Consider the following 25,871-nt stretch of genomic DNA (forward strand, 5'->3'; position numbering starts at 1 on the left):
GAGAAATTAGAGCACTCAAATGTGCACATGAATCAGACAATAAAGAGCCATGCAAATATGCACGGCTCTTTATTGTCTCACTTGTTTTGTTACTTACTCCTCTTTATCGTTGCATTGATGTGTTGATGAATTTGATGCATTGATGCATGAGTTGATACTTGAATCTGTCCGTTAATCCCACTCAAAGGCACCTGTGTACAATTGATAATAAATCCCTTTAGCTGCCAGAAGTTGCTCGTGATCACCGCGTTCCTTGATGTGGCCTTTTTCAAGAACCATAATGGCATCGGAATTTCGTACGGTAGATAAACGGTGGGCGATCACAAACACGGTTCGGCCCTCCATCAGGTTATCCATCCCCTTCTGGACCAGCGCTTCTGTTCGTGTATCGATGGATGAGGTTGCTTCATCCAGAATCATGACGGGCGGATTGGCAATCGCTGCTCTGGCAATCGCCAGCAGTTGACTCTGTCCCTGTGACAGTCCATTGCCGTTGCCGTCAAGCCGGGTTTCATACCCGTCAGGCAAACGTTCAATAAAACTCGCCGCATACGACAGCTTCGCAGCCTGAATTACCTCATTGTCACTGGCTTCCAGCCTTCCATATCGAATGTTCTCAGCTACCGTACCCGAGAACAGATGGGTATCCTGCAGGACAATCCCCAACGAACGCCGCAAATCAGCTTTTCGAATACGTTGAATGTTAATGCCATCATAGATGATCTCGCCTTCTGTAATATCGTAGAAACGATTGAGCAGGTTGGATACGGTAGTTTTGCCCGCACCCGTTGCACCTACGAACGCGAGTTTCTGTCCGGGCATGGCATACAACGTAATATTCTGGAGCACTTGTTTCTTTCCATCATACGTAAAGCTGACGTCCTTAAACTCCACTTTTCCTTTCAGAACAACGCTTGTTCCGTCTTCCAGTTTCCAGACCCATCCGGCCTGATCCTGATTTTTCTCCAAGGTCACACGACCTTCATCTGCTTCAGGCTGTTCATCCATCATGTTAAATATCCGCTGAGCCCCTGCAAGAGCTACGACAAACATGTTGACCTGCGAGGAAATCTCGGCAATGGGCATTGTGAAATTACGGGACAAGCTCAGAAAAGCTGCGATAATTCCCAGACTCAGACCGGCGTTCCAGCCCGATATGGACATAGCTCCACCTGCAATGGCCACAAGCACGTAGATTAATGTGGCCAGATTCGCATTGATCGGCATCAGAATATTGGAATATTTATTGGCTGTCGCCGAGTTATCAAACAATTTATCATTCAGATGTGCAAATTGTTCCATCGCTTTTTGCTCGCGACCAAACACCTGCACCACCTTTTGTCCATGAATGATCTCTTCGATATATCCATCCACAACCCCGATGGACTCTTGCTGCTGAAAAAAGTGCTCGGTTGCCTTGGTGCCCACGATTTTGGTAATCCAAAGCATGACGAGTGCACCTAGCACAACCACGATCGTTAACGGCACATCCAGATATAACATCGTACCGAGAACGACCACCACTGTCACCGCGGTGGACAACAGCTGCGGCAATCCATCCGTCAGCATCATGTTCAGCGTATCCACATCGTTCGTGTAATGACTCATAATATCCCCGTGGGCTTTACGGTCAAAATATTTAATCGGCAGCTTCTGCATGTGATCGAATAAGCGGTCACGAATCCTTTTCATAATCTGCTGTGAGACGGTAATCATCAGCCGTTTCGAGACAAATGTACTGATGACTCCAGCAGCGTAGATGACAGCAAGAATGATTAATGCCTGTAACAAGGCGTCAAACACTGGATTCTGATTTCCAAGTAGCGGTGTAATAAAGTCGTCGATCAGCAATCGCAGAAAGGCCGCTGAAGCGACAGAGACGGCGGAACTAACCAGAACCAGGGTTAGCGCCAATGCTGTTCTGAATTTGTAATATTTAAAATAGGCTAGCAGACGTTTTATCGTCTGACCATAATTAATGTGTTCCATCCAGTGCTTCACCGCCTTTCGTCTGTGTATTATAAGCCTCTTGATAAATGGTATTTCTGCCCAGCAGTTCCTGATGAGTTCCGATATCTACCATTTTGCCTTCATCCAGCACGACAATCTGATCCGCATCTTCAACAGATGCAATACGCTGGGCAATAATAATTTTGGTTGTATCCGGTATGCTTTCTTTGAAAACGTTGCGGATTAACGCGTCGGTCCGTGTATCTACAGCGCTGGTGGAATCGTCCAGAATCAGAATCTTCGGTTTTTTGAGCAAAGCTCTGGCAATACATAGTCTCTGCTTCTGACCTCCCGAAACGTTCGTACCGCCTTGTGCCAAATGAGTGTCATATCCATCCGGAAACGTTGAAATAAACTCATGTGCCTGCGCTGCTTTGCACGCTTCAAGCAACTCTTCATCGGTCGCATGTTCATTGCCCCAACGCAGGTTCTCCTTAATCGTGCCTTCAAACAGGACATTTTTTTGCAATACCATCGCAACCTGGCTGCGAAGCAAACTTAGATCGTACTCCTTCACATTGACCCCACTGACAAGCACTTCACCCTCACTGGCATCATACAGACGTGGAATCAGCTGTACCAAGGTGGATTTTGCACTGCCCGCAGCTCCAATAATACCGATTGTCTGTCCCGAAGCTATCCGCAGATTAATGTCAGACAGGGCATAATTCTCGGCTTTATTAGAGTAACGGAAGGATACATTACGGAATTCAATCTCTCCATTGTGCAGCTCTGTAACTGGCGATTCGGGGCTGGTAATGTCCGGCTGTTCACTTAACAGCTCATGAATCCGTCCCGCCGAAGCACGAGCAATGGCAACCATAATGACAACAATGCCCAGGGTCATCAAACTCATTAGAATTTGCATCGAATACGCGAATACACTCGTAAGCTCGCCGGTTGTCATGCTTCCACCCACAACCAGTTTGGCGCCAATCCATGAGATGATCAGCATCACGGCATACAGCACAATTTGCATCAGAGGAAGTTCGTACGACAGAATGCGTTCTGCCTTAACCATCTGTGCAAATATCCGCTGGGATACGGCCTGAAACTTGGATACCTCACGCTCTTCTCGCACATAGGATTTCACGACCCGAATGCCGCGTACATTTTCCTGAACAACTTTATTCAGATCATCGTAACTACCAAAGGCTCGCTCAAAAATCGGAAAAGAATACTTCATGATGATGATCATGCCAATGGCCAGCACAGGGATAACAATCATGAACCAAGAAGCAATGGACGGGCTGATGCGATACGTCATAATCGTCGCAAAAATCATCATCACCGGACTGCGAAAGGCAATCCGGATAATCATCAGAAATGCATTTTGCACATGCGTAATATCCGTCGTCAGCCTGGTGACGATACCTGAGGTTGAGAATTTATCCATATTGGAATACGACAGCTGCTGCACATGACGGAACAGGTCGTAACGCAAATTTTTACCAAACCCCGACATGGCAATCGCAGAATGCTTACCCGCCAGCGCCCCAAAGACCAGAGACACAAGGGCAAACAACACCAGAATCAAGCCGTACTTCATCACCTGATTCATCTGCCCCCCCGTGATCCCCTGATCAATTAATTCGGCCATAAACAGCGGGATAATGACTTCCATGGCAACTTCACCAAGTAAAAACAAAGGCGTCAGCCACGTATCTTTTTTATATTCCCGTACACTTTTCAGTAATTTTCTTACCATAAGCATTCTCCTCATCTAAAATAAACACACTGATCGGCGATCCAAAAGTAGACTCACAATCAGAACAGATGCTATTATAAACTGTATAGTAACTATACAGTCAATTCACTTTTTTTGACCTGGGGGTACTTATGCATCCAAATGAAATGTTGTCCATTAGTGCTTTTTCCAAGCTGTCCGAGGTTTCGCGTAAAACCCTCATTTATTACGACCGCATCGGTCTATTGAAACCTGCCTATGTGGCGGATAACGGTTATCGCTATTACAGCCACAGCCAGTTTGAAACGATCGGCGTTATTCATATTTTCAAAGAGCTGGGCATGTCCCTGGAGGAAATTCAGCAGCATCTCGGTGAACGTTCACCGGAAACTACCCTTCAACTGCTGCGTAAACAGGAGGAAAATCTGCAGCTGCAGATTGCCAAACTGACTCAGGCGAAACAAATGATTATACAGCGTGCAGAAAATATTGAGCAATCCATGCACCTGGACACCAGCCAAATGCATGTCATCTGGCAACCCAGAACCCCGTTGCTGCTGAGCCGCCGCATTTACTCATCCAAAAAGGAGTTTCCTGAGGAACTTTGGGAGGATTTTCGAGTGCGTTTGAACAAGGAACATGCACCACTCGGTTATCCCGGCGGCGTCATCATTCCCAAAGCTGATCTGCTGCGAAAGGATGGAGATATGATTTCTCATATGTACAGCTACATGACTACAGAGCATCATGAACAGGCATATATGCCGGAGGGATTTTATCTCGTGTCTTATGCCCGGGCAGATTATGGGGATACCGATAAGATCTATACACAAATCTTTGAATATATCAAGAAGAAACAGTACGTCATTAAGGGGGATGCTTACGAGGATTACATGCAGGATGAGATCGTATTGCAACATGCAGAGGATTATCTGGTTCGGGTTATGGTGCATATTGAGGAACCGGCAGATGAAAACTAAACTCATTGTATAGTTGCTTTAAGGTAACTTCCTACTTCATCCTATCAAGGGAATCCATTATGGGTACTAACCTGCCCTCTAGTTGGAACTAGGCAGCCAATCCTGTGGATTTGCTGCCTCTTTGATTATATAGAGCTATCGTTTCCCGTTAGTTGAATCTCAAATTCGCATAATAGCTGTTCAGGAATGCAGCGATTCGCTGCAGCCCCTCCTTCAAAATCGCTCTCGGGCATGCCAGATTAAGACGGATATACCCCTGGCCGTTATCCACGAACATGCTTCCATCCTCCAGAAGCACACCTGCTTGGGAAGCGAAAAGGCCCTTTACGTCTTCCTCTCCCGAAATGTATTTACTAATATTGATCCACGCCAGATAAGTGGCCTCAGGGATTGTAAATTCAGCTTCAGGCAAGTGTTTACGTAGAAACTCAGCCGTAAACTTGAAGTTTCCGTCCAGATATTTTAACAATTCCTGATGCCATTGCTGACCATGCTCATAGGCTGCTTGAGTGGCCGCAATGCTCAACGGATTTTTGAAGGAATAGTGACGACGAAGCCATAATTCCCGAAGCTCCTGGTTAGGAATAATAACATTAGAGAACATCAGACCCGCCATGTTAAACGTTTTGCTAGGAGCCATGCAGGTAACAATGCGATCCGATTGCGGAAACAATTTGGCAAATGGCGTATGAGAAAGGCCGCTCCGGAGCAAATCGCAATGGATTTCGTCCGAAATGATCCAGGCCTTGTTTCTTAGACAGATTTCGCCGACTTTCCGCAGTTCCTCTTCTTTCCAGAGCCGACCCGTTGGGTTATGCGGATTACAGAAGATGCATAACGTGACCTTCGGATCCTTCGCTTTGGCTTCAAGATCGTCATAGTCTATCGTATAATGCCCGTTTTCAATTTTAAGTTTTGAACAAACCAATTCCAGGTTATTAAATCCCGCAGCGGATTGGAAAAAGGCGTAAGAAGGCGTTAAAATTAATACTTTTTCATCCGGTTTGCAAATGTACTCACACAACTCATACAGGGCAGGGATAATGCCTGGAGAGGTTACCAGTTGTTCCTTGGGGAACGTCCAATCGTACATACGCTCTGTCCAATTCGATAGGGCCGCATAATAATTAGGATCAAATACTTGGCTATAGCCGAAGATGCGCCGATCAAGCCTTTTCTGTATCGCCTCAATAATTTCGGGAGGAGTCGCAAAATCCATATCCGCGATCCACATCCGTATCAATTCGTCATCCTTGTAAGGAAAACTCAAGTTCTCCCTCCCTTTGAACATGTACTCACGAAAGCCGTCCGTATTCATCGAGTTCGTATTTTTGCGATCAATGATTTCATCAAAATTATACTTCATGACGTCGATCCTCTCTTCTTTCCACGATGTTCAAGCGTTCCTTTTTTGTATTATTTCACATGGAAAGTAATCCGCTCAAAACGGCAATATTCTCGTCAAACGAAACATGATGTTTAATTTGTTTCGTAATAATAAATTTTTAATTCGAATTATGCTATAATTATGACAAACACAATCAAATTGACTTGTTATCACCGCTTTGTCTATTCGTAAGAAACATCCGAAGGAGAGATCACGTGGCATCTTCAATCAGCCGGGAAGTGGGCAAAAAAATCCGAAGCATACGTAAATATAAGGGGATATCCGTGGAAGAGCTGGGGAAGATCATTTACAAAAGCAAAGCCACCATTTCAAAATATGAAACCGGAGATATCGCACTCGATATCGATACCCTTTATGCCATCGCGCTTGCATTAAACGTACAGGTAGAGCAATTATTATACTCCGAGCCTATCAAACCGTCGCCATTATTGGAGAACATGCCCAATACCTTTTTCAAGAACTCCAACCGCTTCTACTCCTATTTTTACGATGGCAGAATCAACAAGCTGATCCGATGCGTCGTTGATATTTTCCCTCAAACCCAGGACGCCGGCTACAAAACGATGCTATATATGAACGTTCGGGATTTCGACCAATACTGGCAATGCGAAAATTCGTATTCGGGCCATACCGAGCATTATGACACACTGACCACCCTTATTTTAACGAATCAAGCTACGCCGCTTGAAAAATTGACGATCAATATTCTGGCCTCTTTCCTTGAATCGGAACAAAAGTGGGGATTGATGTCCGGAGTTTCTTTTCGCCCGTTTATGCCGATCGCTCTCAAAATGTTGTTCTCCAGATGTCCGTTAACCGAAAATCAGGAGCTCATCAATGAACTCAAAATATCCAGGGACGACATACGGAGAATGAAAATGTACAATATGTTTGCGATTACTTAAGTTAGGTTCAGCACGAAAAAAGGCCGGGGTCGAATGACTTCGATCCCGGCCGTCTTACAAAAACCATTTTATAAGTCCACAAGTTCATGGAACAAACCTTTGTCGCTTTGGAGTTTCCCTTCATTCCCTACTACGCAAATGTATCGGTCTTCCAACATGGCTTCCACCATGGAAGCCAGGCTCACGATTTCTTCCGCGCTGGCAGATAAAATTTCACTCCGTTCTCGTTGCACATCCTCATTCGAGAACCTGCACAGATAACGCGCCATCGCTTCATAGCCGGCATCTGCCGGACTTCTCGGAACATCCAGTTCACGAATGGATCCAATGATATAACGTGTCATATTCTGCTCGTCGGCGTGGAACTGACGGATAAAATTCGGTATATTCATAAACACATCGTAACTTGCTTTCAGGTTCGGATCGCGATACGTCGATAAGGTCATGTCGCCGTTTCTTTGAAAATTGCTGTTCGTCCCGTATGCTCCGCCCTTCACGCGGATTTCATGCCACAGATACTCATACGTCAGTATCGTCTTAAGCACTTTTAGCGCTCCATGGTAAGCATATCCTTTGGACAGGAAATTACTTGACTGCGCAACGTATTGAACCTGTGTTGCAGCCACCAATCCTTCATTTTTTTGCGCTGGTGTAAATCCAATTACTCGATCCTCTGCTGAAGCATCGACATGCAAACCCGATTTTATGCGCTGCACACGGGATTCCAGTAAGGTAAAGCCTTCCGCATCTGAAGTATAGCTGATCATCATGTTCTCAGGTCGGAAAATAGCCTTGCAAAGCTCCTGCAATTTGCTGATTAGTAAGTCTTTGCTCTCCTCAAAATCGGTTTCCAGTTGACTTACCAGTTGGTAATGGGCAACTCCACTAATTAAATCTCGGAAATAACCTGACTTGGAATGATAAGAAAGCGCCCGATTCTGAGCGGTGATATGGCCTGAAGACACGAAATACATCTGCATATCGGAATTCATTTCCCGTATAATCTCGTATAAACGCTCAGAATCGTTCAGTTTGGAGCGCAGCATCATTTCTTCAATCATATCGAAAGCAAAATCCAGCTTATCGTATAAGATTTTCGCCGAAAACTCAAAGGCAGGCTTGAATGCATCCACCTGTTTCGTGCTTGCATATACGGCTAAGCCGGTGTAAATCCCTCCGGAATGAATGCCAACCTGGTTGGACAACGTGCTATACTCATAATTTTCGGTATCCACATGACCAAGCGCATGTTTCAAAATGCCGGCATATTTCAACAGTTCCTCCGGGATATTCCCCAGGTCGAACAATATTCGCAGGTATCCGATCCCGTTCGTATACAGTTCCTGATGCAGAACCAATGTGTTATCCACGAAATGTTCGTGCTGGTTGATGTAACTTGTATGGGTTGCGATCTCATCCCTGGTCAACATAGGGATTTTGTCCAACTGCTCTTTCGTTGACGGAGTATTTTTATACTCTTTTAATGCCTCCGTCCGCTCGATAAGACGTTGAATTTCATGATCACTCAAGCTTTGTTGGTAGTCACGCGTTTTGGCTTTCAATGCTTCCTCTTGAATTTGGCCAAGTCCTCTTCGCGGTTTGAGCACGACAACCGATGAATGCGGGTTATTCAGGAGATACTGTTCAATAAGTTCTTCGAAATAACGTGTAGACAATCTGGCACGTAAGCGTTCAAATATTTGATTGGTTTCCACACTAATAAACGGGTTGTCTCCTTCATGAATCAGGCTATTCATGATTTGGATACCGTAGTGAAGTCCTTTCGGGAAATGACCAAAGTCAGCTTCACGATAATTAAATTCGTAAGTATTTAGGCCTGCAAGTAAAAAATCGCGATCCATCCCCTCCGTCGTGATTTGACGAAGGGTGTCATGAATTGTATCCATGAACACAGACAATTGCTCCGTGTTGCTCTGCATAGCCGTTATGCTGAATACGGGTTGAAATATACTGTTCATGTAGGTTCCAACCATGTTCTTCGCGATTCCTGTCTTTAGCAGTGCTTGTCGTAACGGAGCCCCTGGAGCCCCGATGAGCGCATAATGGAGAATTTGGAACGAGATGCTGAGTTCCCTGTCCAGATGGGTGCCGATAACGGCATTGTAACTAAGAAAGGCGTTGTCTTCCTCCGATTCGTGCGTATTGATCGAATATTCATTCTCCACGTATGTCTGTTTTCGGAAAGCGGGTTGTCGATCGATTCGCGAATCGATGTCCAATCGCTCAAACGCACTCAAGTATTCCCGGTCCAGCCACTCCAATTTTTCCGCCATATCCATGTTCCCGTACAAGAAGATATAGCTGTTCGAAGGATGGTAATATTGGGTATGATAGGCCAGCAAGTCCTCGTATTTCAACTGGAGAATCTCTTCCGGAAGACCGCCGTACTCTTTTGAATAAATGGAATCTGGAAACAGCGAGTTTAATTGTTGTCTGTACAGCACGCGTTCCGGCGAGGAAAACTCGCCTTTCATTTCATTATATACCACTCCGTTATATTGAAGCTCTGCATCGACCGACTCCAAGTAATAGCTCCACCCCTCTTGGCGGAAAATTTCCTCTTTCTGATAAATATTCGGATAGAGCACCGCATCCATATAAATATCCATCAGGTTTTGGAAATCTTGGTCGTTCTGGCTGGCAACCGGATAGATCGTTTTTTCGGCAAAGGTCATGGCATTCAGAAATGTATTCAGCGAACCTTTAAGCAGCTGCGAAAACGTATCCTTAGCCGGGAATTTCCGGGAACCGCACAATACGCAATGCTCCAGAATGTGGGCAACACCGGTGTTATCCGAGGGAGGCGTTCTAAACCCGATGCTGAACACTTTATTTTCGTCCTCATTGGATAACAGAACCAGACGTGCGCCGGTCTTCAGATGTTCCAACACGATCCCTTCCGATTTCAGTTCTTCTATGTTTCTAGTTTCAAGAACCCGATAGGACTTCAAATCCGTTAGTGTTTGCATAATACCTCCGCTAATCCAGAAAAATTTAGTACATGTATGATCCGATTTTTTCTTTCAATTGATCGGTTGGAATGACACCGACATGGCGTTCAAGCAGCTCCCCATCTTTATAGAAGAAAGTAGTTGGAGTGGCCATGATTTGATTTCTATCGCCCAGTTCAGGATATTGCGTCGCATTTACTTTCACGATGTTTACGAATGGGAGCTCAAATTCAATGGAATCCAAGATTTTGGAGAATGTCTTGCAAGGGGCGCAGGTCTCCGTATAAAAATCAACAATGACAAATCCTGCTTTAACCAATTCGTCATAGTTATCTGATGTAGCGGTGTGAATGGCCATCATTTAAACCTCCTGTAATTGGGTTGTATAATAAGTTCTAATTTTCTCATTAAAGTATTCTAAGTACTCCTGGCTTGCATAGTTGTCGAAATCAAGGCGCTGTCTGACTTCCTCAATATCGAGTCCCGGGAATGATTCAACCATATTTGCAATATACTCTTTATAACCTTCAGCTGTCGGTGTGAAATGATCTTCTTCGGCATGTTTCATGGCAATTAAGAGAACCGGTAATTTCGTTTGATTCAATGAAATAATCATATTCAAAAACTCTTCATATGACTTCACCGGTATACGCCCCTGAAACTGCTCTTCGGTCATTTCTTCAAGCACCAGACCGTCACTTTGAGCCATAAGTCGAACTCGCTCCAGCTCCATATCGATGAGTAGATCCAGATCCTCTTGAATAAGGTTGTATTTTCCCTTCTCGGCCATTTGCCGGTTTACACTTTTGATGAGGTAGAACATATTCGCCGCGACTATGTTGTCTCGCATTTGTTCCTTAAGATGGGCTTTCAATTCTTCCAACGTAGAAACACCGTCAATCCGTTCTTCAGCAGCCATAACATCTGTCCACGGTGGAATAACGCTCCGGACAATGCTGACAATTTGAACATGGACCTTGTGACTTTGGACATGCAAATCAACGGCTTCTTGACTTCTACTTCCAATCAATTGCTCCTCTAATTCTTTACTGAATAATCCTAAACCAATGCTAATCGTCAAATTTTCACGATTATATTTCTTCTCTTCGCTGGTCAGATTTAACGTAACGCTATCTCCATTCCGGACATCCTCCACTTCAACCAATTGTCTGTGTTTCTTTTGGATTCTTTGCAGTTCTTCTTCTATGGCATGTTGATCAATCGAGTATTGAAGCCAATTCGGATTCACGTCCATTTGTCGAAAATCCGGCTCATTAATAATCGATGATTTGAGTTTTTGTTGTAACATGTAATTCTCCCTTTCTAGCCTTTTTGTATTTCAATAAATGTCTTGAATGATTCGCATTGTTCAAGCAGCTCTTTATAAGTTCCTTGGCTCTCAACGGATCCTTTGTTCATTACGATGATGTGGTCCGCCTGATGGACCAGCTCCAAATCATGCATAATCATAATAATGGTGCGGCCTTTCATTGCTTGTAACAATGCTTGCATCACCTCCCTTTGGTTAGCGTTATCCAGATTGCTGGTTGCCTCATCCAGAAGCAGGATATCCGGATTCTTGATGATGGCGCGGGCAATGGCTATCCGTTGTTTTTGACCGCCGGATATATTGGTTTGAGAAAGGGAAAGCGGTGTGTCCCACCCATCCTTTAACTCCGTTATGAATTCCAATACGTTGGCTATTCGGGCAGCACGCTCGAGCTCTTCTTCCGATGGTGTAGATACCGCACCGTAGACCACATTTTCGCGCAAGGTACCCGGGATCATCGGGCTATTCTGGGATACATAACCGATTGAATTCCTCCACTCATCCATGTACAGATCCGATAGTCTCTGCTGGCCGTACTTGATCTCTCCTGCACCGGGTTCATAAAAGCGCGAGATCAATTTAAGAATGGAGCTTTTTCCGCTTCCGTTCTCCCCGACGATAGCCGTTACTTTGCCATGCGGAATCGTCATGGAAATATCGCTTAGAACCTGATGCTCTCCATCATAGGTGAACGAAACATGATCGAACTGAATAACGGATGGGTCTTTGTCTGCGGCGAATTTGCCTTTAAGCAATTCATTCTCCATGTTCATCAAAGCAGCGATTTTGTAGGTTCCGCCGTGGGAGCTTTTTATATTTTGCCATTGCGAAACAATCTCGAAAAAGGAAGGCAGCAGGATCATGGAGTAGGAATAGAACTCCACCAGACCCTTGATTTGCATCTCCCCGCTCCGCACATAGGAAGCACCGCCGGCAAAAACAATAATCATGATGGTATATTGAACCGAAAGCCCGATGGGCGTCTGCAGTGTCCCGAGAATGGCATTAAGCACATCTGCCTTGTACTTGATCTGACTCGCCTGAATGCCGCTCTGGTACTCCTCATTTTCAACGTTTGCCGTTTTGATATACTGCATATTGGCCAGACGCTCTGCAAAAAAACTGGTCATCCGGGAGTAAGCTTTATTGATGGCGAAGTTCATCCGGTACTGTAATTTCCCAATGATAAAAATAATGACAAAGGCAAAGGGAATCACGAACAGGATCAGAAAAGCCAGCTTGTCGTATATTTTGCTCATTTCCAGATAGGCCATGACGAGCCCGTAACAGGAAGCAAAAAAGCTCGCTACACTCGTTGGAGCGGAAACAGCGCTTTCCGTATCTGAGGTTATACGCGAAATGAGAGACTGCGGCTGTTCTTTGTCATAAGTGGAGATGGGAAGCCTTAAAATTTTACTCCACAGGTTCCTCTGCGTGTTTCGGATTGCAATGATTCGCACGAAACCGGATACGAGCTGGAACGCAAACGTAACTCCCGCATAGGCTACACTCCACAGGATAAAGCCTTGCAAAAAATTGGCCTCTGTAATACCTCCCTCATAGATTTTAGCCGTATACGGCACAAGCAAGAGGTTGACCTGAGTCATTGAGAAGCTCAAAATCACTGTGGCAATCAACAAGTGCCACGGAAACTTGATTTTTGCATAAAATGTAAGAAACGTCTTCCAGGAGGTCTGCTCCGTTTTTCCCACAGTTACCTTTTGATCCAAACCCATCATCCCCCTTACCGGTTCATCATACTTTGGTAGAATGAATTACTTACCATCATTTCCGAATGCGATCCCGATGACACACTGCGATCTTTGTTAAGCACGATAACATGATCGGTAGGTCGGATTACGGTAGAGTCGTGCGTAACAATAATGACAGTCCGATTTTTTTTCAGGTTTTCCAGCCCATTCAATACCTCTGATTTGGCAATGGCATCTAGGGCTGTTGTTGGCTCATCAAGCACTAATATTTTGGGATTTTGCAAAATAGCCCGTGCGATCGCGATGCGCTGACGCTGCCCTCCCGACAGTTTTGAACCAAATTGTCCAACCTGTGTCTCATATCCGTCAGGCAATTCAGTAATAAATGCGTGTGCATTCGCCAAAGTAGCTGCCACAACAATCTCTTCATTCGAGACTTTGTGCTTCAGCCCGAATAGGATGTTTTCCTTGATCGTTCCGGACAATAAGGGGACCTCTTGGGGTACATAAGCAATGTCCTTGCGCCACCTTCGGATATTGAAATCATGGATGCTGCTCCCGTTCAGAACGATGCTGCCGCTAGTTGGTTCGTACAGACGTTCCAATATTTTAAGGATGGTCGTTTTACCTGCCCCGCTTGGCCCGATAATCACACTCGTTCGCTGGAAAGGAATCGTAAAGGTTGCATCGCTTAGCACCTCCGAACCGTCGTCGTAGCGGAAAGAAACCTTGTTGAAATGAATATCGCTGCTCTCCATTGCCTCTTTGGCATAGGGAACCATGCCTTCTTCCGGACTTTTGAGGACATGCGCTACCCGAAACAAGGAACCCTGCGTCGTTTTAATGGCATCCCATTGTCCACCTTTATTTCCCACCATATTCAACAAATTGGTTGCAAACATATAGAAGGCGTACCATGTGGCCACATCCAATCGACCATCCCGCAAGAGAGGAATGCCTATGAGCAATAGAATTACCGTTTGAGTCAAAGTGACGAGACTGTTGATGGGGAATTGAAATAGTCCGATATAAAGCAATTTTTTTTGCGCATCATACAATTGATGAATAGCTTGATTACCACGCTTACTTTCAAGCTCTTCCTTGTTGAACGCCTTGATCACGGGGAAGCTGGAGATCAGTTCGCTTATAAATTGGGTCAGGCCGGCTAACTTATCCTGAACCTGAATCGATGCTTTCATAAACAAGCGGCCAAAAATAAAAGATACGATCATAACTACGGGGATGAGGGCTAAAAGAAGATAGGTCAATGATGGATCATAATTCGAAATTTGTGTTAGGGTAGCGTAAAACACATAGATGCCGAGCAGCTCTGCAACGAGAACTCGTATGATGAAGTTCCTTAGATTCTCGGTGTCCCGCGTTATTCTGCTAATCAAGCTGCTTGCAGGGAATTTGTCAAAATAATCGGGTTTTAGCTTAAGCACTTTATCCCATATGACATTTCTGAAATTTCGGTCAATCCGGGCTTTGGCAAGACTTTCAAATAAGCCGTTAATCTGGCCGATCAGGCTCATGGCAATCTGGGAAACAATAATGACCGTGATGAGCTGTACCGATACATTGCCTGCAAACAGCTCGCCGGTTTTGCTCGGGATCAGAAGATACAATTTCGTGTTAAATATGCTGATTAAACAATAAACGATAATCCAGACATAGGGCAGTTTAGCTTTCAAGCACAATTTCAAAAAAAGCTTCCATATCCCTTGGTTCGGATTTTCAGGTTGTTTCAACCTGGGGCTTAGATTAACCTCTACTTTTCCTTCCATTACATTTCGTTCCCCCTTTTCGCCATCCAAAGCATGATAACTTGATTCTCATGAGGTGCAGTGAACATGAGGTGGTTTTCAAAATTGGGCAATGATCAATTATATAATTATAAAATCTTTTTTGTATTATAATAAATTTTCATCATACAGTCTACACTCTTTTTTCATAACTTCGGAATGAAATTGACATGGGTTGTTAGATAAATGTCAGGAGATGAGGCATTCTACTATATTCCTTTATGCATGCCCTAGTCGATTGTGCTGCCAAGCTTAACAAAAGCCGACTTTATTTTGAATTAACATCGGCTTTTGTTAAGCTTCAACATATATTGAGGAACAAGTTGTTAACGCTGGTTTTAAACAAAATCTATTTTTTTAAATTAAGGTAGTGAATGAAATCGCAATAAACTATATACTTATATTGGTCTTAGACCATCATATGAAGGGTAGGAGGACTAATGTTGTCTAACAACCAAACGATTCTGAATAAGTATATTTCCATGGTAGATTTCTTGGCCCATATTTTAGGAGAAAACAATGAAATTATGCTTTTTGACGCAACTAACCCTGAGCATTCCATCATGGCAATAAAAAACAATTATATTAGTGGCCGAGAAATTGGTGGGCCAGTGACAGATTTTGTTTTACAAATCTTAAAAGATCATGGGGATAATGCTGACTTTGTGACCAATTACGAGGCCGTATCGAAATCAAAAATTAGATACCATTCTTCAGCATACTTTATTCGCAATGAAAGTAACGAAGTTATTGGGGTACTCTGCATTAATACTGACCTGCAGCCTTATCAAAACATTATGGACGCCGCTCATTATGTTGCTCGACATCTACTTGGAGATCCGAAAAAACATAGTGCTTTGGGTTCGTTTAATGTGGATCCTTTAAACTTGCCTATAGAAGATTTAACGCTGAGCTCCGTTTCACGAGTGATTTCAGCCAAAGGGATCCCGCCGGAACGTATGAATCAAGAGGAAAAAATCGAGGTCGTAAACGAACTAAACAATCTAGGTGTTTTTCTATTAAAAGGAGCTGTTAGCGAAGTAGCCGAACAATTAAAAACATCAGAAGCAACTATATACCGTTACCTTAAAATTGTTCAAAAGTAAGGTATCGTTATAGAGCACAAACGTACGTTCAGGTATCCTATAATGCTCCCATAGATTGAGACACGTGAGGGGAAAAAATAAGATATAATAAAGCCATGGAAAAATGGAACCGATATACCGCAGAGTTTAAGACAAAAGTCGTGCTGGAAGTGCTCCGCGAGGAGCAGACAGTGAATGTGATTGCCGCTAAATATGAGCCTAGCCCCGTGATGATTAGTCGCTGGAAATCGGAGTTTTTAGAGCGTGCCAACACGGTTTTTGAGGAGAAGACCAGTGAAGTCGACAAAGTAAAAAAGGAGTATGAAAGTAAGCAAGAGCATCTAGAAAAGCTAGTTGGCCAACTCACAGTGGAGGTCGACTGGCTCAAAAAAATTTGGCCTTAAATGAGCCTCTAGAAGCTCGTAAAGGTATGGTCGAGCGAGGCAACGCCGAAATTAATATCAAACGTCAGGCAGATCTTCTAAGCATCAACAGAACAAGCATATACCGTCCTGAAAAGGAGCATTGTGAGAGCGAAGTCAATGTGCAAATCATGCATCAGATCGATGAGATCTACACCAAACACCCTTACTTTGGCTACCGACGAATGACCTGGTTCCTTCGAGAGCTAGGCTATGAAGTCAATCGCAAACGGCATGTTTAGATTATGAGAAATATGACCGTGCAGGCGTAAACTCAGGAAACTCTCGAAACGGCAGCTATACACGCACGCTGCACACCGAATATGGAGATCTGAAACTCAACATTCCCCGAGATCGCAACGGAGAGTTTAAACAACAAACGGTCGCTCCGTACAAGCGCTCCAATGACACTCTGGAGGCCTTCGTTATTCACAGACTTCCACGCGCTGCTCCTTCACACTGCCGTGTTCGACGAAGTAATCAGGTATGCCTATGATTTTCACGTTAATACCATGAATTTCTCTTTGAGAGTAAAACTCAAGTACCTGACAAATTGACCGCCGCCTCCTTAATCTGCCTCATAAAAAGCATAATTTTACTTGGGAACAACCTCCAGTAGGCCAGCAATCTTGGCTGACCCTGGTTCGAGCTTAAGCTTTACCAAAACTAACTTTAACTCCATACAAATTACAGCTGCAGGGGCCACAGCAGACACGGCCGCGACAGGCGAGATCTGTATCACCCCACGCTATCAGGTATAAAAAAAAGAGCGATCCCTCCAAATGGGACTTCGCTCTGTTTTTATATTGGATCCGCCAACATTTTCTAAACAATAGCGGTCATTCACTTGGAAAGCAGTTTTGAAATGCCTACACGTCCATAGCGTATATTTACGTTAAATTGGTGGCCCCACCAGTCTTTTATCGTTAAGCAAAATCGCAATCAGTTTGATGGTTGATTTTCGTTTTGAACGGTGTGTTTTCCATAAGCGCAAAGAAAGACGCGTACGCCTTCAATGATGATACGTTTGGTTTGTTCCTCCTCTAATGTCCCGGTTTTTCTCGGTTGATCAAATACCAATAAAAACGTTAAGGCAGCGAAGTGCTTTGTAGCCATTACAGGATCTGGCACATCGAGCAGTCCGGTTTGTCCAAACTCGGTAAACCTCCTGATAATCCCCTCTTCCGTTGCGTTATCCAGCTTTTCTAAAAACGAGGCTGGCAGGTTGGCGGCTTCCATTGTAACGAGACGCATCAGAGCGCTGTAATCGGACGAACCTTTCGCAGAAGTTACGAATTGTTCGCAGAATAAGATGAGCGCCTGCTCCAGATCCTCGAATTCCCAGAGGTAGTCTGATATCCCTTGCTTGATCATGTCCAGAACCGCCCGACTGGTTTCTTCCACAACAGCAAGCAGCAAGTTCTGTTTGTCGCCATAATAATCATAAACGGTCCTTTTGGAAACCCCCGCTTTAGCTGCGACCGCATCGACGCTGGAGCGATCAAACCCATCTGAAAGAAACAGATCCCGTGCCGCTGCAATAATTTTAGCTCGTTTGTCTGAAGAGCCTTTGCGGATTTTTTTGTTTTCCGTATTATCCATGCTTACGTTCCCCCCTACAGGTATACTATCAAAAATGAGTTCCACTTTACAAACTACACTGCACGGTGTAGTATAATCAATGCAACATATCAAAATCCATGATCAAGGAGGATTTTATCCATGAAAACCGTGCAGTCTTTTGTTGATGTTCTCATTGTCGGGGCCGGACCAACAGGGCTTACACTTGCCTGCGACCTTGCCCGTCGAAACGTCGACCATCGTATTATTGAACGAAGCGCCTTATATAACGTTGCATCTCGCGCCAAAGCAATCCAGCCCCGCTCGCTTGAGGTCGCCGATGATTTAGAGGCCATTCGTTACATGATGGACACAGGTGTTGTGGATTTGCCTGTTCGTTACTATACCGCAGATGGCAGGAGTGTGGACAAGCCGGCTATTACCGCTGCAGCCAGCGCCGAACTTGAGACACCCTATCGTGATCCGGTCTGGATTGCTCAATTTGATGTTGAAAAAGCATTGCGCGACCGCTATGCAGTGCTTGGCGGTCAAATTGAGTTGGGCATGGAAGCAGTTGGGCTTATTCAGGATTTGGATGGGGTAACGGTAACCGTGAATACACCACATGGAGAAGAGCAGATTCGCGCTCGTTATGTCGTCGGCGCTGACGGGGGCAAAAGCAATATCCGCAAGTTTATTCGCTTGCCGCTGATTGGGGAAACACACGATCATGAGCGATGGTATCTTGGCGATGTACGATTGGAAGGGTTAGATCGTGACCATATCCATATCTGGACATCTTCGGAGGGGATGGTCGGGGTGACACCGCTGCCGAAATCCGATATTTGGCAACTGCAGGCTACAATTCCAGCAGACATCGAAGAACCAGAGCAGCCGTCGCTAGAGGCGTATCAAGCCATGTTTGACCGTCGCGCCGGGGCCGGACGTGTTCGGCTCACGGATGCCTCCTGGCTGTCTATCTACCGGGTCAACGTCCGTATGGTTGAATGTTACCGCAACGGCCGGGTTTTCCTTGCCGGCGATGCCGCTCATGTTCATTCGCCAGCCGGCGGCCAAGGCATGAATACGGGGATGCAGGACGCATACAACCTCGGATGGAAGCTGGAAGCCGTCGTACGCGGAGCTGACACCAGCTTGCTCGACACGTACGATGAGGAGCGCCGCCCCGTAGCTCAAGCCGTGCTCGAGGACAGCACGAAAAAAATGGGAGGGGTCGTAGAGACGGCCACTGAACGCGGAGCGTTATCCCAATCCTTGAGCACCATATCCGACGATCTGACGAGCGGGCTTCTCATTTCCTATCGGTCAAGTTCTCTTACCCACCCGTCTGCTCGAACGAATGTTACCCGTTCATTGCCCGGGGATCGTGCTCCTAATGCCGTGTGTCTGCAAGGTACAGGGTTTGCAGGAAGTGTATTTGACCTGTTGCGCGGCCCACACTGGACGCTTTTGGCTTTTGTAAACCGCACAGATCATCTTTCTTTGAAGAACTTCACCTACGACGAACTCCATGTGCATTGCATCCTGCCATCGCATGTGGAGGGAGCGGAAGGCATAATCGACACAGCAGGGAATGCCTATCGAATTTACGATGTGGCAAGCGAAGAAATCGTATTGATTCGTCCCGACGGTTACATCGCACTGCGTACCTCCATTGATGACACCGCATCGATCTTGAAGTACTTGAATTTCATTTATCGCGAAAACTGATTTGGAAAAGCCGTCGGCGATCGTTTACAACATCTCAGGTGACCGCCGGCACTTTTTATGAACTGAGTTTAAATTGATGATACGGGAAGGACTGTTTTTATGGAAGAAATTATTCGAACCGTTAACCTGACAAAGCAATACGGAAATAAAGTCATTGTAGATCGCGTTTCGATTTCCGTTAAAAAAGGAGAAATCTATGGGTTCCTGGGTTTGAATGGCGCAGGGAAAACGACAACCATTCGAGCTCTTCTCGGAATGAGTAAGCCTTCTTCCGGAGAAGTGTATTTGTTTGGTCAGCGCTGGGCGAATGGGAATCCCAATTTGTCGAGACGAGTAGGTTATATGGTGGAAGTTCCTTATGCCTACCCTAACTTTACGGTTAGGGAAAACTTGAGTTTGATGGCCAGGTTGCGAGGATTACCGGTTCCGAGGGCAGTTAACGAAATTATGGAGCAATTGAATCTGACCCAATATGCGGATAGTAAGGCAAGAGATTTGTCACTTGGTAACGCGCAGAAGCTTGGATTGGCCAAAGCGTTAATTCATAAGCCGGACGTTCTGATTCTTGATGAGCCAACCAATGCGCTTGATCCAGCCGGAATTGTCGAGATAAGGGAAATGCTGAAAGCTCTAGCTTCTCAACAAGGGGTTACCGTGTTTATATCGAGCCACATCCTTGAGGAAATGTCCAAAATGGCTTCTCGAATCGGCATTATTCACAAAGGCGTATTGCTTGAAGAACTGACAACAAAAGACTTTGAAACCATCCGTCGAAAGCAGTTGATGATCGGAGCGAAGGATGCTCGGAAGGCTCAAGCTATTCTTTCAGACTCCGGGTATGCGGTACATTCGACTTCGAATAACTGCCTTGCACTACCGGATGATCATGCCGTGAAGCATCCCGAACATATTGCGAAATTGCTTGCTCATCACGAAGTGCCGCTCACCATGCTTAACATTGAAGAAGAGAATTTGGAACATTATTTTCTCAAAGTAATCGAAGCCCAGGAGGGAAAACGAAAATGAGACCATTGTTGACAGCCTGTAGCGTTGAAGTTTATAAATTGCGTCGATCCTTTGTTTTATGGGGCACGCTTCTGTTTATAATGTTTGTCATCACGTTGTTTTTGGGGCAGCCCGATTGGCCTTCTTTTTTTGAACGGACTGCGTTTTTGTATGCATCCGTGTTTGGGCTGCTGGGGTTTGGATTGGTGACAAGCTGGACATTTGGCCGTGAGTATTCTGAGCGGACGCTCAAAGATTTGCTCGTTTTGCCCATATCGCGCGGTAAAATAGCGATTGCCAAATATGTCGCAATTATATTTTGGTGTTTTGTAATGATGTTGATCAGCTTTGCTTATGCCTTAGTACTTGGTTTTGCTATTGGACTTCCTGGCTTTTCGTTTGCGATTGTACAACATTATTTGTTCCTAATACTTATCATTGGCTCTCTTCACCTATTATTAAGTGCCCCTCTTGCCCTACTGGCCTGTATATCGCGCGGTTATCTTGTGCCGATCGGCTTTGCTTTTACAACTTTGATGTTGGCACTGGTATTCGGGCCTACTACCATTGGCACTTATCTGCCCTGGTCTGTACCTGCTTTGCATTTGCAGGAAAACGGCGTCGCATCATTTCCCTTGGCAGGTATCAGTTATTTTCTGGTATTGTTAATTGGCCTGGCAGGTTTCATTGGGACGGTTAAATGGTTGCAAAACAGGGAGCAACGATGATTAACTAGAAAATACCTGCCCCTCTCCCGGGCAGGTACTTAAAGGTGAATCGTATGAATGGCTTACCAACATCGATCACTAAATATTAGTCCAGAAGGCTGTAGATCTGAATGCTCTCCACCTTGGCATCCTTGATATGAAACGACATCACATCCACATAATTGGATGGCTCGTAACGGAAGTCATCCTCCTCATTAGGGGCTCCATCACCAAGCAGTTTCCCCTCAGGGTAGGCGTTTTTGAGTGTATCCAGGCTATCTCCTGCTTTAATGTTTCGCACTGTCGCGTACTTAGGATCTGTAATTTCGATATGAAAGATGGAGTCTTGTTTCCCCTCCGGTATACTGATTGTTTTAATCTCCAGACCAGGATACGTATAAACCTTTTCTGTAAAACCGATTAACGTATCCATGTTTGTTCCATCGCCGGCACTGTACGTATGAGATTTCAGGTTATCCGGTTTGCCCAGCATCTGTTCCATCTGATCTTCATTCGCTGTATCCGAAATCGCAATGGTGAGCTCATTATAGACAAAAGCAAGTTCCTTCAGCACCACATTGCCTTCCTTCTCCATCGAACCTTCCTTAATAGCTTCAGCACTCTGTCCTTCCGAATTTTCTGAAGCAGGCGCAGTAGGATTTGATGCTCCTTCGCCTTTGGCCTGTTCGTCGGGCGTGTTTTTTTCAGCCGAGTTCTGCGCCGCTTCTGGCGTCTTGGCACCATTGGACTGACAGCCCGTCAGTGCCATCGTGAGTAAAATACTCAGCAGGATAACAGCTGTCGCTTTGTTAATCAATTTCATCGTGATCCCTCCATAAATGTGTGATTTCTTCTTATGAAGTGATTATAAAAAAAGCATTTGTTAGTCTCATAACAGAATTGTATTAATCTTGTAACGTAACTATTTACGCGCGTGTTTACGCACGGGGTAACACAATCGTAACGGTCGTTCCTTCCCCGATTTGACTTTCTATGTCGATATATCCATTAAACCGCTCTACAATCTCTTTGCAAATAGAAAGTCCAAGACCTGAACCGTTCGCTGTGCTTGCATTTTTCGCCCGGTAGAAGCGTTCCTGCACTCTCTCCAGCTCATCGCCCGCGATACCGATACCTTGATCACGTATCCGTATAACTACCTCGCTTGGCGTATGTGTAAGCTTCAATTCGATTAGCGATGGACTGCCTGAATATTTGATGGCATTGTCCACAAGGTTGGCGATCGCATGGGACATCAGCATTGGATTCACGTTGGCGTGGACTCTCGTCAGAAGCTTATCCTCCGGTTCCGCTTCCGCCTCCCTGAACATAATCTCGATTCCTTTATCTTTGGCCTTGCCACCCATACTCGTTGCGACTTGCTGAATCAGTTCGTTCATTTCCGTCTTCCGGACTTCCAGTTCGTTAGAATCAGCCTTGTCGAATCGGGATAGCAACAACAGTTCATTAATCAAGCGCGTCAGCCGGTCCGATTCCTGCAGCAGATGAGCATAGATTTTTTGCAGCTCCTTGTTCTCGTTCTCCCCTTCATACAAGTATTGAGAGAAACCACGAATTGCTGCCAGTGGTGTTTTTAACTCATGAGATACGTTGGAGACAAATTGTTTCTGGTACTGAATGTAATCATGAAGCTGCCGCCCCATGGAATCCAGCCCATCTGCCAGCATGCCCAGCTCATCCTTCCGGTTTAGATGAACTCTCCGAAACTCCTGTCTAGAGAAACTTTGCGCAGCCCCAAGCAACAGCTTAATCGGCTTGGTTGTGTTGCGGGCAATCCACAGACTGGATAACGTAATCAGTACAATAAATCCGCCTGCACCCGCAAACAGGATATAACGAATTTGATCCATAATCGCATAAAAGTAGGAAATGTCCTCCACGAACTCATACACATAAGCGTTTTGGTAGTATTGATCCTGAATGGGAGTGGCAAAATAAAGCAGATGATCTTCCGTTACGGTGTAGGCATAACTGCCGCTCAGGGCTTTCTCAATATTCTTTTCAAAAATAAGAGGTTTGCCATCATTAATGATGATGCCATCCGCAGCCAAGCCCAGCAACTGCTTGGAGCTATCATAGATACGTACTTCCTTGCCTGAAGCTTTCAGCTTCTCCAGAGCAAGTCTGACGATTTCTTTTGTCTGCGGCTCTCCTGTCGATGATCTATGCTGTGCCAACACCTCACGGAAGGACAACTCGGACAGATCCGCCTTCTCCCTCATCTGTTTTTCAATGGTAATGAAGCTGTAGTAATCGATGGCTTTATTCACCGCAAAAATAATGATGCCAAAGGACAGCACGGAGAAAAATAAATAATTCAGCAGTAACCGGGTTGCATACTTCAGGCCTCGCCACCTCCAAGTTGATAGCCAAATCCATAGATCGTCCTGACATACTTCGGTTCGTCCGCGTTATCCTCCAGCTTCTTCCGTAATCGCATGATGGTCATATCCACACTGCGACTGTCTCCCATAAAGTCATATCCCCATCCGATCTGCAGCAGCTCATCCCGGGTGAAGATTTTGTCTGGCCTTTTGAGTAACGTTTCCAGAATTTTAAACTCTTTGGCCGTTAAAGACACGGGTACATCGTTTTTCAGCACCCTTCGGCTTTCCAGATCAAATGTCAGCTCTTCATGAATGATGCGTGTAGATTTCACTTCTGTTCCTTCACTTGATTCCTCCTTGCTCTCGTTTCTTCTCAGAATCACCTTGATCCGAGCGAGCAATTCACGATTGTCAAAGGGTTTGGTCATGTAATCTTCCGCCCCTAGCTCTAGTCCCAACACCTTGTCGATTACCTCATTTTTGGCAGAGAGCATGATCACAGGAACGGCACGTTTCCCGGTGATTTCCTTGCACAGGTCATATCCGGAGCAGTCAGGCAGCATCAAGTCAAGCACCACCAGGTCCGGCCCAAAAGCATCCAGCAGCTGCAGGGCTATTTTACCGTTTTCAGCCGTTTGAACGACGTAGTTTTCTCTTCTCAGTACGAGCTCAATTAAATCCCTGATTGCGACTTCATCGTCAATGACAAGTATTTTCTTCAATGTGCACCCCTTCTAGCCTTGTTCCCCAGCTTGAATCATCATTTACCCTCATCTTAGCACAGACACTTGAGATTCCTCCACCAACTGGAAGATGAGGTTTTTTCCACTGAGCCCAACGTTTCTTGTACCGATAAAACAAAAAAGCCGCTAAATTAGCGACTTTCAATGTGGCCATCAAACGGGTTATAAAAATTTATTTTTTTGAACTTATAAACCGATGAAGCTCTTTTCTATGTAGGAGAAAATAGTTTAATAACCATTTTTAATTATTTCAACGGCTTTCTCAACATACTCGTCCCTACCTTCCATAATTCCTTCAATGGTTGGATCAAGACGAATATCAGGCTGCACTCCTATTCTTTGCGTTGGTTTTTTATCTGGATAAAATATACCGATTCCACTTATGCCAGTTTTTATATTTCCTGGGAGAGTAATTCTAAATAAATTGCCATCCGCTCCAGCAGTTGGCCTCCCAAGAACTATTGAATTTTCTGTTTTTCTCAGCAACATCGTTGTAAACTCACCGTTACTCATAGTATGTTCATTGATTAAAATCACAACTTTCCCTTTATAAACCTCGTCATCTGTCCGTGGAGGCTCCCCTGAGGTAAGTGGTTCAAAATAATATTCACCTGGTACTGCACGATTAGGAAGTGACGCTTTGGCAAACTCTTCCTCAGAAGGGATCAGATATTGGGCCAATTTATAGTCAACTGAGCTAGAAGGGTAGTTTCTAAGATCAACAATCAGACCTTTAGTGTCCCACCATCTTTTCATGATGCTATCAATCTCGCCATCTACCAACAGACCGGCATTAATATAGTAGATCTCTCCGTTCTCCATTGCTTGTGATTTCGTATAAACAAAGTAATTAATCTCTTGTAGGCTGCTCGTCGCACTTATGTTCATCGTTTTTCCCTGTCGAATTACAGTAACGTCCATATTCTTTTGATGAGTTCGGAATAATGCATTAAAGAAATGACCTGACGTGTCTTCTCGTGATTGTGAGATGTATTTTCTTCTATCTTCTAATAATTCATCAATATTATTGTCACCTACTTTTAATACTATGTCTCCGACCTCAAGTCCACATTTGTTATAGACTGTACTTATAACAATCTGATTGTTAATTTCGACAAAGTTTACGGGAAGCCGATACATTCCAAAATACTCAGTAATGGATTCTCTATTTTTGCCACCCAAATAAACATGAGAATCATGTACTCTAGTTGTTAGTTCTGCTAAGGTCATGAAATAGGAATCATAATCAGACCCATCTATCATTTTAGGAATAAACTCTAGAAGCACTTGATCCCATTCCTCTCCTATGACATCTTTATAAGGAAAATAGTATTCGATAATATTCCAATAGCGGAATAAACCCAGCAACCTGTAGCCGGTGTCATCAAATTTCATATTAGTATAAGCGTTGTCCGGTCCTTTTCGTTCATAATACACCAAATAATGGAAAGTGTACAATTC

Annotated in this window: 20 protein-coding genes and 1 pseudogene; 8 read left to right on the top strand and 13 right to left on the bottom strand. The window is 44.7% G+C overall.

Annotated features, from left to right (window positions below; translation table 11 throughout):
* Positions 1-171: 171 nt before the first annotated feature.
* Positions 172-1,989: an ABC transporter ATP-binding protein gene (locus MKY82_RS16515; RefSeq protein WP_220685231.1), complete on the bottom strand. Its 1,818-nt coding sequence runs from the start codon at positions 1,987-1,989 to the stop codon at positions 172-174.
* Positions 1,976-3,718, bottom strand: coding sequence for an ABC transporter ATP-binding protein (locus tag MKY82_RS16520; RefSeq protein WP_339296605.1), 1,743 nt, complete (start codon positions 3,716-3,718; stop codon positions 1,976-1,978). Before MKY82_RS16520 ends, MKY82_RS16515 begins: the two co-directional genes overlap by 14 nt.
* A gap of 131 nt (positions 3,719-3,849) precedes the next feature.
* On the opposite strand from MKY82_RS16520, the gene MKY82_RS16525 reads away from it, so the two are divergent.
* A complete protein-coding gene (locus MKY82_RS16525; RefSeq protein WP_339296606.1) occupies positions 3,850-4,677 on the top strand; it encodes a MerR family transcriptional regulator in 828 nt (275 codons plus the stop codon).
* Between the two features lie 148 nt (positions 4,678-4,825).
* Here MKY82_RS16525 and MKY82_RS16530 read toward each other — a convergent pair whose 3' ends face one another.
* Complete coding sequence (locus tag MKY82_RS16530) at positions 4,826-6,043, bottom strand: MalY/PatB family protein (protein WP_339296607.1); 1,218 nt, start codon at positions 6,041-6,043, stop codon at positions 4,826-4,828.
* 236 nt (positions 6,044-6,279) lie between these two features.
* On the opposite strand from MKY82_RS16530, the gene MKY82_RS16535 reads away from it, so the two are divergent.
* Positions 6,280-6,990, top strand: coding sequence for a helix-turn-helix transcriptional regulator (locus MKY82_RS16535; protein WP_339224216.1), 711 nt, complete (start codon positions 6,280-6,282; stop codon positions 6,988-6,990).
* Between the two features lie 68 nt (positions 6,991-7,058).
* On the opposite strand, the gene MKY82_RS16540 is transcribed toward MKY82_RS16535, so the two are convergent.
* The 5 genes from MKY82_RS16540 to MKY82_RS16560 are packed head-to-tail and all read right to left on the bottom strand — an operon-like array spanning position 7,059 to position 14,791.
* Entirely contained in the window at positions 7,059-9,980 is a 2,922-nt protein-coding gene (locus MKY82_RS16540) for an insulinase family protein (protein WP_339296608.1), read from the bottom strand.
* 25 nt (positions 9,981-10,005) lie between these two features.
* The gene (locus MKY82_RS16545; RefSeq protein WP_339224220.1) at positions 10,006-10,323 is read right to left on the bottom strand and encodes a thioredoxin family protein; all 318 of its coding nucleotides are present in this window, start codon (positions 10,321-10,323) and stop codon (positions 10,006-10,008) included.
* The gene (locus tag MKY82_RS16550; RefSeq protein WP_339296609.1) at positions 10,324-11,271 is read right to left on the bottom strand and encodes a hypothetical protein; all 948 of its coding nucleotides are present in this window, start codon (positions 11,269-11,271) and stop codon (positions 10,324-10,326) included. It lies immediately after the preceding gene.
* Between the two features lie 14 nt (positions 11,272-11,285).
* Entirely contained in the window at positions 11,286-13,022 is a 1,737-nt protein-coding gene (locus MKY82_RS16555; RefSeq protein WP_339296610.1) for an ABC transporter ATP-binding protein, read from the bottom strand.
* A gap of 14 nt (positions 13,023-13,036) precedes the next feature.
* Positions 13,037-14,791, bottom strand: coding sequence for an ABC transporter ATP-binding protein (locus tag MKY82_RS16560; RefSeq protein WP_339296611.1), 1,755 nt, complete (start codon positions 14,789-14,791; stop codon positions 13,037-13,039).
* 458 nt (positions 14,792-15,249) lie between these two features.
* Here MKY82_RS16560 and MKY82_RS16565 point away from each other — a divergent pair, with 458 nt between their 5' ends.
* From MKY82_RS16565 to MKY82_RS16575, 3 genes and pseudogenes are all read left to right on the top strand, one after another.
* Entirely contained in the window at positions 15,250-15,915 is a 666-nt protein-coding gene (locus MKY82_RS16565; protein ID WP_339224227.1) for a PAS domain-containing protein, read from the top strand.
* 95 nt (positions 15,916-16,010) lie between these two features.
* Positions 16,011-16,298, top strand: a complete 288-nt coding sequence (locus MKY82_RS16570; protein WP_339296612.1) for a transposase — start codon at positions 16,011-16,013, stop codon at positions 16,296-16,298.
* Positions 16,299-16,545: 247 nt separating this feature from the next.
* A pseudogene (locus MKY82_RS16575) lies at positions 16,546-16,749 on the top strand (transposase); the annotation flags it as partial.
* A gap of 509 nt (positions 16,750-17,258) precedes the next feature.
* Here the strand turns inward: MKY82_RS16575 and MKY82_RS16580 are convergent.
* The gene (locus MKY82_RS16580) at positions 17,259-17,918 is read right to left on the bottom strand and encodes a TetR/AcrR family transcriptional regulator (RefSeq protein WP_220685227.1); all 660 of its coding nucleotides are present in this window, start codon (positions 17,916-17,918) and stop codon (positions 17,259-17,261) included.
* A 120-nt stretch (positions 17,919-18,038) separates the two neighbouring features.
* Here MKY82_RS16580 and MKY82_RS16585 point away from each other — a divergent pair, with 120 nt between their 5' ends.
* The 3 genes from MKY82_RS16585 (at position 18,039) to MKY82_RS16595 (ending at position 21,340) form a co-directional block, all read left to right on the top strand.
* Positions 18,039-19,607 (top strand): FAD-dependent monooxygenase, encoded by a 1,569-nt coding sequence (locus MKY82_RS16585; protein WP_339296613.1) that lies wholly within the window; start codon positions 18,039-18,041, stop codon positions 19,605-19,607.
* 99 nt (positions 19,608-19,706) lie between these two features.
* Positions 19,707-20,633, top strand: coding sequence for an ABC transporter ATP-binding protein (locus tag MKY82_RS16590; protein WP_339224233.1), 927 nt, complete (start codon positions 19,707-19,709; stop codon positions 20,631-20,633).
* Entirely contained in the window at positions 20,630-21,340 is a 711-nt protein-coding gene (locus tag MKY82_RS16595) for an ABC transporter permease (protein WP_220685224.1), read from the top strand. Before MKY82_RS16590 ends, MKY82_RS16595 begins: the two co-directional genes overlap by 4 nt.
* Positions 21,341-21,425: 85 nt before the next feature.
* Here MKY82_RS16595 and MKY82_RS16600 read toward each other — a convergent pair whose 3' ends face one another.
* The 4 genes from MKY82_RS16600 to MKY82_RS16615 all read right to left on the bottom strand — a co-directional run bounded on the left by MKY82_RS16600 (position 21,426) and on the right by MKY82_RS16615 (position 25,805).
* The gene (locus MKY82_RS16600; RefSeq protein WP_339296614.1) at positions 21,426-22,142 is read right to left on the bottom strand and encodes a hypothetical protein; all 717 of its coding nucleotides are present in this window, start codon (positions 22,140-22,142) and stop codon (positions 21,426-21,428) included.
* A 115-nt stretch (positions 22,143-22,257) separates the two neighbouring features.
* A complete protein-coding gene (locus tag MKY82_RS16605; RefSeq protein WP_339296615.1) occupies positions 22,258-23,610 on the bottom strand; it encodes a HAMP domain-containing sensor histidine kinase in 1,353 nt (450 codons plus the stop codon).
* A gap of 71 nt (positions 23,611-23,681) precedes the next feature.
* On the bottom strand, positions 23,682-24,389 hold the full coding sequence (locus MKY82_RS16610; RefSeq protein ID WP_113061273.1) for a response regulator transcription factor: 708 nt from the start codon (positions 24,387-24,389) through the stop codon (positions 23,682-23,684).
* A 249-nt stretch (positions 24,390-24,638) separates the two neighbouring features.
* Positions 24,639-25,805, bottom strand: a complete 1,167-nt coding sequence (locus MKY82_RS16615) for a S41 family peptidase (protein ID WP_339296616.1) — start codon at positions 25,803-25,805, stop codon at positions 24,639-24,641.
* Positions 25,806-25,871 lie beyond the last annotated feature (66 nt).

This window comes from Paenibacillus sp. FSL W7-1279 (assembly GCF_037969845.1).
Classification (GTDB): Bacteria; Bacillota; Bacilli; order Paenibacillales; family Paenibacillaceae; genus Paenibacillus_AQ.